Origin of the sequence: Longimicrobium sp., from assembly GCA_036389135.1 — a bacterium.
Lineage (GTDB): Bacteria > Gemmatimonadota > Gemmatimonadetes > Longimicrobiales > Longimicrobiaceae > Longimicrobium.
Genome location: DASVQP010000049.1, coordinates 24,974 through 33,728 on the forward strand (window position 1 = coordinate 24,974; position 8,755 = coordinate 33,728).

Sequence of the window (8,755 nt, forward strand, 5' to 3'; positions counted from 1 at the left end):
TGAGTCCTGGGTGCTGAACCGCGGTTCACCTGGCACTTAGGACTTAGCACTTGGCACTGCTGTTCAGTAGATGATCACCGGCGTCCCCACGTCCACCGCGTAGTACAGCTCGCGCGCGGCTTCGTTGGTCATGCGGATGCAGCCGTGCGAGACGTTCTGGCCCAGGAGCTCGGGCCGGCTGGTGCCGTGCAGGGCGATCCCCTCACCCAGAAAGAGCGCGGAGGTGCCCAGCATTCCGCGCTGCCACCGCTTCGGGTCGTCCTCGTCGGGCACGGGGAGCTTGTTCTCCACGAAGTGCCAGTCCGGGAGGTACCAGCGCGGATCCTTTTCCTTGCGCTGCACGCGGAACATCCCGCGCGGCGTGGAGAAGTCCCACTCCTGCCCCGCCCCCTCCAGCCGCGTCCCCGTCCCCGTCCCAACCAGCGTGGACCAGACGACGCGCTCCGCCTCCATGACGTAGAGGCGGTGCTCGTCCAGCGACACCACGATGTAGCGCCCCTCGGTGTTGACCGGCGGGTCGCGGTAGCGCTCGCGCCCCTCCGCCTCCACACCATGGGCCAGCAAGGAAGGATCGGTCGGCAGCCCCTGCGCCCCGGCGCCGCCGGCAAACGCCAGCAGAGCCGCCGCAAGGCCGCACTCACGCACCCACGCACTCACGCACTTCATTCCAGCAGCTCCTTTTGCTTCCGACGGATCAGGAGGAGGTCGTACACCTGGGCCACCTCGCCGCCCAGGATGAACACCACCGCCGAGTAGTACACCCAGAAAACCAAAAGGACCGGCGCCAGCAGGGTGCCATAGGTGCGGCTGTAGTCCACCACCTCGCTCACGTACCATGCGAACGATCCCTTCAGCAGCTCCCACGACAGCGAAGCAAAGGTGGCGGCGACGATCGAGACCCGCCACGGGGTGCGCCGCACGGGGAGGAAGCGGTAGATCAGCAGGAACATCAGGTAGATGAACCCGAACGCCGCCAGCCGGGGCCAGGTGTTCACGAAGATCTGCGTCGCCCGCCGATTCTCCACTCCCAGCAGCTCGACCCCGAAGCGCTGCGCCGCCTCCAGCGCCAGCGTGATTCCCGTGTTCAGGACGAGCAGGGTGCCGGCCACCAGCACCATCTGCAGGTCGAAAATCTTCCCCGCCACGATCCCCCGCTCTTCCGGGAGGTCGAAGATGTCCTTGAGCACCGAGCGCAGCGTGCCGAACAGCCCGGTCGACGCCCAGATGAAGAGGAGAAGACCGATGGCGCCCAGCGACGGCCCGCCCTCCAGCACCCGCCCCACGATCCGGCGCGTGAACCCCACCACCTCCTGCGAGGGCGGGAGGATGGAGAGGACGTACCCGACCGCCGCCTGCCGCGGATCTTCCACCGTCCGCTGCAGGACGTAGGTCAGGACGCCGACGATGAGGAGGAAGAAAGGGGCGGCCGCCAGGAGGACGTTGAAGGCGATGCAGCCGGCCAGGAAGAAGATGTTGTCTTCGCCGGCCTTGTTCCAGACGCGGGCGGTGAAGTCCCACCCGTTGCGCCACATGCGGCGCACGGCGATGCGCGCCGCCCGCGCAACGGTGATCGCGCGCGTCCTCCCCCGCCGCTCCCGCAGGGGCGAGGCGTCGCCCGGGGCGCGAGGGGTCCTATCGCGCCAGCTCGCCCGCATCCGTTTCGGTGTCGACCGACAGCACCACCAGCTCCGCCTCGGGGGGCGGCGGCGCCTCCACGGCTCCCGGCGAGCGGCCGGAGCGGCGCAGCGCCTTGGCCTCCTCCACCCGGCGCAGGAGATCGGCGCGGGCATCGCGGGCGGCGCCGCGGCCGGTGGCGACCGCGGCGCGCGCCTGTTCCCGCCGCGCGTCCACCGCCCCGCGCACGGCCGTCACCCGCTCCTGTACCACGCCGCGCGCCCCGTCCACCCGGTCGCCCAGCGCCTCGCGCACGCCGAGGGCGGCGCCCAGTAAGGACTGCCGGGTGTCGGCGCCGGAGCGCGGCGCCAGCAGGAGCGCCGCGCCGAAGCCCACGAGCACACCCAGCACGAATGCCCCGCCCTCCCCGCGCCGCTCGATCACGATGTAGGGGAGGTCGTCATGGTCACGCATGTACCGTCCGGTGGAGTTCAGGTTCCGAGGGCCAGGTAGCTGTTCCCGGGATCGTCCGCGCTGGCGAGCGCGCTGCACAGCCGGGGGATGTCGATCGGCTTGCGGAAGAAGTAGTCGGCTTCGTCGGCCAGCCGGTGCTCGGTCTCTTCGCCGCCGCACCCGGCCGTCACCACGATGAAGCAGACCTCCCACGGCGCCGTGTCGCGCACGGTGCGCAGGATCTGGAGCCCATCGATGTCGGGAAGGCGGAAGTCGCACACCACCGTGTCGGGGTGGAAGCTGTGCAGCTCGGCCAGCCCGCGCTCGCCCGTAGCGGCGGCGCACACCTCGTAGCCCTCTTCAGCCAGCAGGCTGGAGAGCGCTTCCCGGGCGCCGGGCTCGTCTTCGATCAGCAGGATACGCTTCGCCGCCATCGGATTGCAACCTCCGCGAATCGCCTCGGTCCGGAGGCGCGACTACAGTCGGAACGCAGAGTGACAGGGGCAATCCGCGTGCCATGCGCGGGGAACGGATGTCGGCGGGGTACCGGGCGAGCTGGACCAGACTAATGCGGGCGAGTGAACTCGCAGCAACAAAAGCACAAAGTCCGCCTGCGCGGACTCGGGGGCGAGATCTCGGCGCGTCCTGAACGCCGGCGCCGCCCCGGCCGCATACCAGAGCGAATGAATTCGCCGCTGGAACCACACGAAGTCCGCCTCCGCGGACTGGCTGCGGCTCGCGAGTGGGCTTCAGCCCCCTTTCCGTGGTTCCAGCCGGGGGCTTCAGCCCCCGGTGTTGGCGGGCCCGCCCAATTCCCAAACCTCGCCAAAAACACCGCCGCGCCCCGGCAACCGGGACGCGGCGGGTGTCCACCGGTGGAGACGTTCGCGCTCAGGCCGGAACGGCGTCGCCTGCGACGGCGCGGTTGAGGCGGTTGCGGAGGTCGTCCTCGTCGATGCCCAGCATCAGGGCGGCGCGCTGGTGGTCGCCCTCCACGAAGGAAAAGGTCTTGAGCATCAGCGTGCGCTCGGCCATCTCCAGCTTGGTGCCCACGGGAAGGCGGATCTCGCGGTCCTCCGTCACCAGCAGCTCGTGGGCGCGCATGTCCGCCAGCGTCACCATGTCGCCGCGGGCCAGGATCACGGCGCGCTCCACCGCGTTCTTGAGCTCGCGGACGTTGCCCGGCCAACGGTAGCTGTTGACGAACTCCAGCGTCTCCGGCGCGAACCCCTTGAGCGGCTTCCCGTTCTCCTCGGCGAAGCGGCGCAGGAAGGCCTCCGCCAGGATGCGCACGTCGCCGCGGCGCTCGCGCAGCGGCGGCAGGACGAGCGGGATCACCGCCAGGCGATGGTACAGGTCGTCGCGGAGCTTCCCCTCGTCGATGGCGCGCTGGATGTTCTTGTTGGTGGCGGCCACCACGCGGATGTCCACGTGCACCTCCTTCTTGCCGCCCAGGCGGCGGAAGGAGCGCTGCTCCAGGGCGCGCAGGAACTTCACCTGGATGTCGGGCTCCATCTCCGCGACCTCGTCCAGGAAGAGCGTGCCGCCGTCGGCCAGCTCGAAGCACCCGGCCTTCTCGTTGATCGCGCCGGTGAAGGCGCCCTTCTCGTGGCCGAAGAGCTCGTTCTCCAGGATCTCGCGCGGGAAGGCCGCGCAGTTGATGGCGATGAACGGGCCCTTGTGGCGGTTGCTCTTGTCGTGGATGGCGCGTGCGACCAGCTCCTTGCCGGTTCCGCTCTCGCCCACGATCAGCATCGAGGCGTTCGACGGTGCGGCCGCTTCGATGGTGCCGTAGATCGACTGCATCTCCTCCGACTGGCCGATCAGGTCACCGAAGCGCGTGAGGTTCTTGAGCTTCTCCTCCAGCGTGCGGTTGGCCTGCTTGACCCGGTATGCTTCCAGCGCCTTGGGAAGGAGGGCCTTGAGGCGCGCCACGTTGAGCGGCTTCTCCAGGTAGTCGTACGCCCCTTCCCGCATCGCCGCCACCGCGCTGTCCACCGAGGCGCTGCCGGTGATGATGATGATCTCGCTGGCGATGCCGGCCTCGCGCATCTTGGCGAAGAGGGCCAGCCCGTCCAGCTCCGGCATGCGCAGGTCGGCCAGGACGACGCCGTACCCGCCGCCGCCCTTTACCATCTCCCAGGCCGTCTTCCCATCGGTGGCGGTGTCCACTTCATATCCGTCATCCGCCAGGAGCATCTGGAGCCCCTCGACGATGTGGCGCTCGTCGTCCGCTACGAGAATCTTTTGAAGCATGCCGTCGCCCTGGAGGTGTTGCCTGATATATATAGGGACCCGCAAGATAGGAACGCGGCGGGGCGCGGTCAACCCGTTGCACCGCAACCCGCTACGCAGTATGCAGATGGCGCCGGGCGGCGCCTCCGCCACTTCAACGTGCCAGCGGCACCTTGAGCACGCGCATCCCCGCCGCGTCGCCCTCCACGCGCCCTCCCATCTTCTCGGCCAGGTGGCGCGCCACGGCCAGCCGCTCGGCGCTCTCGGCCGGCGGCTCCAGCCCCGCCCCGACGGTCTCCACGGAGAGGACGGCGCTCCCCTCCGCCTCGTCCAGCACGATGCTCATGGTGGCGCCGGGCCCCACGGCGTCGAGAGCGTCCAGCACCAGGTTGAGGATCACCTGCCGCGTGGGCTCGCGTGGGATGAAGACGCGCGTCGCCCCCTCGCCGGGCCTGAAATCGACGGCGGCCTCGCGTTGGCGTGCCTCCAGCTGGATCAGCTCCATCAACTCCTCGGTGAGGTCGCGGAGCGTAGTGGTCTCCGCCCCCCGCCCGGGGCGCGACAGCCGCAGGAGGAGCTCGATGCGCCGGTTGACGCGCTCCATCTCGCCGCTGAGCACGGCGAAGTTGCGCTGCATCTCGTCGGTCTCGCCGACGGCGCGCGCCACCCGCCGCTTCAGCACCTCCAGGTTGATGACCATGGAGTGGAGCGGGTTCTTGATCTCGTGCGCCAGGTCGTCGGCCAGCCGCTCCAACAGGTCCAGCTTGTTGGCGCGTACGCGGAGGGTGTCGTCCGCCGCGTCCGGCGACTCGAGGGTCATGGTGTCGATGCTCACATCCGTTTCCAGGCACAGCAGGACGGCGGCGCGCCCGTAGTGTAAACGGGTGCGGGGAATGGTCCGGGGTGCGGGGGGAAGCACAATCCGTTCCGCAGGAGGAAGTCACGTTGAAGAAAAACAGAAAAGCCTCACACGGAGGGCACAGAAGGGGACTACAAGCCGCGGAGAACTTCTTCTGCTGTTCTTTCCGTACCCTCTGTGTCTCTGTGTGAGGCAAAAAGAAGCGGGGCCGCGCATCGCTGCGCAGCCCCGCCTGTTCACGCTCTCCCGCTCAGTCCGACAGGTCCCAGTCGTCCTCGGCCGCCTTCATCCGCAACGCGCCGGGGCCGGCGTGGCGCACCTCGGGCAGCGGCACGATGGCGCGCACGGTGTCCAGCGTGCCGTTCACGCGGAGCTGGCGGAAGAGGAAGTCGAACTGCTCCTGCAGCGTGGCGCGGATGGCGGCGCGGTGGGCTTCCGGCATGTCCCACAGCTCGCGCTTGAAGGCGCCCAGGGCCTTCTTGCGCGCCTTGTAGATGAACTGCTGCTCCGTGTCCGTGGGCTTGCGCTCGTCCGGGAAGTTCTGGCGGCAGTGCTCGTACATCCGCTCGCGCAGCTCGGCCGGGAACTGCGGGTGGTCGTAGACGATGTTCTGGAAGTTGGTGGCCAGGTGGATCTCGGCCGTCTCCATGTCCGGGAAGTTGCCGAAGGCGCTGCTGGGGAGAGTCGACGCCCCGTGCTGCACCGCGCCCGAAAGGCCGTACTCGTCGCGCGAGATCTGGCTGAGGGTGCGCAGCGTCTCGAAGTCGATCGCCACGTCCGCGATGGTGCCGTCGGGAAGGACGGTGCCGCCGTGCGTGGTGCCGCTCTGCACGGAGATCTTGGCGAGCCCGTCCACCGCCGTGCCTTCGCGCGAGCCGATCCGCTGCAGCTCGCGGTTGTAGCCGTCCATGTAGGCGCGCAGCTCCTCGGGGGTCGAGTTCTCCGTCCCCACCTCGCCGATCTCGCCGCCCACCGAGACGGTGACGCCCCGCGGCTGGTAGTGGCGGATGTACGCCGTCAGCTCGGCCGAGAGGCGGTAGTTGAGCTCCTGCTGCGCGTCCAGCCCCTCCTTCGACAGGTCCACGAGGGTGGAGGTGTCCACGTCGATGTTGTAGAAGCCGGCGTGCAGGCCTTCGCGGATGATGTCCTTTACGGCGCGCATCTCCGCGTCGGGATTCGACTTGTACTTCTTGGCGTTGAGCTGGAAGTGGTCGCCCTGCACGAAGAGCGGGCCGCTCCACCCCGCCTTGATGGCCGAGGCGGTCATCACCGCCACGTACTCGGCGGGGCGCTGGTCCGTGTAGCCGATCTCGGAACGGGCGATCTCCAGGATGATGGCTCCGGCGCTCAGCTCGCGCGCGGCGGAGAAGAGGGCGCGTCCCGTGTCGAACGACATGGCGCGCACGTTGATGGCCGGCACGGTGAAGCCGCTCACCTCGCCGCGCCCGCGGGCCATGTAGAGCTCGTGGATGGAGGCCGGGGCCACGCCCAGCCGCCGCCCCACCTCGCCGATGGTCCACCGCGCCGAGTCGCGCACGTCTTCGTCGTCTGCGAAGACGGCGGCGCGCACCAGGCGGTCGATCCCCTCCCCGCGAAGCGTCTCCTCGTTCACCACCTCGACGCCCCCATCCGCCGAGACGCGGACGGACGAAGCGACCTCATCCAGCATGGCGCGCACGGGGGCCAGTGAAAGCAGCGCCAGATCGTCGGCGGACGCGACGGATTGCACCATGGTTCCTCGGGATGGTTCTCTGGTTCGGTATCGGGTCCTGCGTTCGGGGGCGGAATGTGCGGGGGAGGCGGCGCGGGAGCAAGGGCGCGGGGAAACAGCGGGGAATGGGGAATGGGGAATGGGGAATGGGGCAGACATCGCAGGCCCTCACCCCGCTCGTTCCTCGCTGCCCCTCTCCCAAACTGCTGGGAGAGGGGCGTACGCGTGCATCGTCGCGCGGCGCACACGTCCCGGGCGCGATTCATCGCGCCCGCCCCTGCCCCGTCTCGCCCCCCGCCGCAACGCAGTGACCTGCTTGTCTGCCCACCCCCTGCCACCACCGCGACTCACGCCCTCCGCACCGAAACCCGTAGGGGCCGCCCCGCGTGGCTGCCCGTGCCTGCCCCCGCTCCGCCCCCATTCCCCATTCCCCATTCCCCATTCCCCGCTGTCCCGGCCCGCCCCTTGCCCCGCCCCGCGCGCATGACCAACCACCCCACCCGAAACACCATCGCCGCCGCGGCGGCCGCCACCGCCGCGCTGGCCGCGTACGCCTTCCTCGTGGAGCCGCTCTGGCTGGAGGTGACGCGGCCGCGGATCCACGTCAAGGACCTGCATCCCGCACTGGAAGGGTTCCGCATCGCGCTCCTCACGGACATGCACGCGGGCCAGGGGACGCCGCTCTCCCTGGTGCGCCGCGCCTGCCGCCTGGCGATGGAGGAGGAGCCGCACCTGATCGCCCTCACCGGCGACTTCGCGGCGGACGAGGCGCCGGACTTCGGGCGGGTGATCTCCGCGCTGGACGAGCTGCGCGCACCCTTTGGCGTGTACGCCGTGCCGGGGAACCACGACTACATCGTGGGGATCGAGGCGTGGCACCGGCAGTTCAGGGGGCACCCCGTGATCCGCGACCTCACCAACGGCGCGTGCATGCTGGACGTGGACGGCGCGCGCTTCTGCGTGGCGGGGGTGGACGACTACTCGTACGGGCGCCCGTCCATGAACGCCCTGCCGCCGCCCGACACCCGCGACTTCACCCTGCTCCTGGCCCACGACCCGGACCAGGCCGAGCTCGCCCGCCGCGAGTACGACCGGGTGGACCTGATCGTGAGCGGGCACACGCACGCGGGGCAGGTGCGGCTCCCCTTCATCGGCGCCCTGCGCAACCCCGCCGTCCGGCCGGACCTGTACGAGGAGGGGCTGCGGCGCCGGCCGTGGACGCAGGTGTACACCTCGCGCGGGGTGGGGACGGTGCACGTCCCGGTGCGCTTCCTCTGCCGGCCTGAGGTCGCGGTGCTGGAGCTCACGAGGGACCCAAGGCCGTCACGAAACACGTGACGGGAACGCTCCTTGCTAGAAGTCGCACCCTGCGAGCAGTCCGGAGCGGCGTCGGACGGGACGACGAGCCGGCGCCGATGCGGTACCGTCCATCGCGGAGGGATCATGCCACAGATTGGGACAGTCGAGTTCTTCAAGGACGACAAGGGGTTCGGATTCATCCGCCCCGACGACGGCGGCAAGGACGTCTTCGTCCACCACTCCTCCATCCAGATGGATGGGTTCCGCTCCCTGAAGCGGGGCGATCGCGTGGAGTTCGAGATCCAGGAAGATCCGAAGGGCCCCCGGGCCGCGGAAGTCCGGCTCGCACCGGAGTAAGGAAGGACCCTTCGCGACGGAGTGAAAGCGGCGCCCGTCTCCATTCGGAGCCGGGCGCCGCTTTCCGTGCCTCAACAGCGAAAGGCCTCACACAGATAGGAGTTACGCAGTTGGTTGTAAGCAGGTAGCTTACAGCTATGAACGCATCCAAGGTGATTGATAGCCACTACATACAGTTCCTGATTGCCAGTCCGCGCATGGTGAGTGGCACGGAAGCCGCCCGCGTG

General features: G+C 69.3%; 9 protein-coding genes. 2 read left to right on the plus strand and 7 right to left on the minus strand.

Going from position 1 to position 8,755, the window contains the following annotated elements:
* Nucleotides 1-63: 63 nt before the first annotated feature.
* The 7 genes from VF584_12390 to VF584_12420 all read right to left on the minus strand — a co-directional run bounded on the left by VF584_12390 (nucleotide 64) and on the right by VF584_12420 (nucleotide 6,893).
* Nucleotides 64-666, minus strand: coding sequence for a L,D-transpeptidase (locus VF584_12390; GenBank protein HEX8210964.1), 603 nt, complete (start codon nucleotides 664-666; stop codon nucleotides 64-66).
* Nucleotides 663-1,655 carry a YihY/virulence factor BrkB family protein gene (locus VF584_12395; GenBank protein ID HEX8210965.1) on the minus strand — a complete coding sequence of 331 codons (993 nt, stop codon included), beginning with the start codon at nucleotides 1,653-1,655 and terminating at the stop codon, nucleotides 663-665. Before VF584_12395 ends, VF584_12390 begins: the two co-directional genes overlap by 4 nt.
* Entirely contained in the window at nucleotides 1,633-2,088 is a 456-nt protein-coding gene (locus tag VF584_12400) for a YtxH domain-containing protein (GenBank protein ID HEX8210966.1), read from the minus strand. The genes VF584_12395 and VF584_12400 overlap by 23 nt, the downstream gene beginning before the upstream one ends.
* 17 nt (nucleotides 2,089-2,105) lie before the next feature.
* Entirely contained in the window at nucleotides 2,106-2,501 is a 396-nt protein-coding gene (locus tag VF584_12405; protein ID HEX8210967.1) for a response regulator, read from the minus strand.
* A 457-nt stretch (nucleotides 2,502-2,958) separates the two neighbouring features.
* Entirely contained in the window at nucleotides 2,959-4,323 is a 1,365-nt protein-coding gene (locus tag VF584_12410; GenBank protein HEX8210968.1) for a sigma-54 dependent transcriptional regulator, read from the minus strand.
* 133 nt (nucleotides 4,324-4,456) lie between these two features.
* Entirely contained in the window at nucleotides 4,457-5,137 is a 681-nt protein-coding gene (locus VF584_12415; GenBank protein HEX8210969.1) for a histidine kinase dimerization/phospho-acceptor domain-containing protein, read from the minus strand.
* 274 nt (nucleotides 5,138-5,411) lie between these two features.
* Complete coding sequence (locus VF584_12420) at nucleotides 5,412-6,893, minus strand: class II fructose-bisphosphate aldolase (GenBank protein HEX8210970.1); 1,482 nt, start codon at nucleotides 6,891-6,893, stop codon at nucleotides 5,412-5,414.
* Between the two features lie 462 nt (nucleotides 6,894-7,355).
* Here VF584_12420 and VF584_12425 point away from each other — a divergent pair, with 462 nt between their 5' ends.
* Together VF584_12425 and VF584_12430 are read left to right on the plus strand one after the other, a co-directional pair.
* A complete protein-coding gene (locus VF584_12425; protein HEX8210971.1) occupies nucleotides 7,356-8,210 on the plus strand; it encodes a metallophosphoesterase in 855 nt (284 codons plus the stop codon).
* A 105-nt stretch (nucleotides 8,211-8,315) separates the two neighbouring features.
* Nucleotides 8,316-8,528, plus strand: a complete 213-nt coding sequence (locus tag VF584_12430) for a cold shock domain-containing protein (protein ID HEX8210972.1) — start codon at nucleotides 8,316-8,318, stop codon at nucleotides 8,526-8,528.
* Nucleotides 8,529-8,755: the final 227 nt, after the last annotated feature.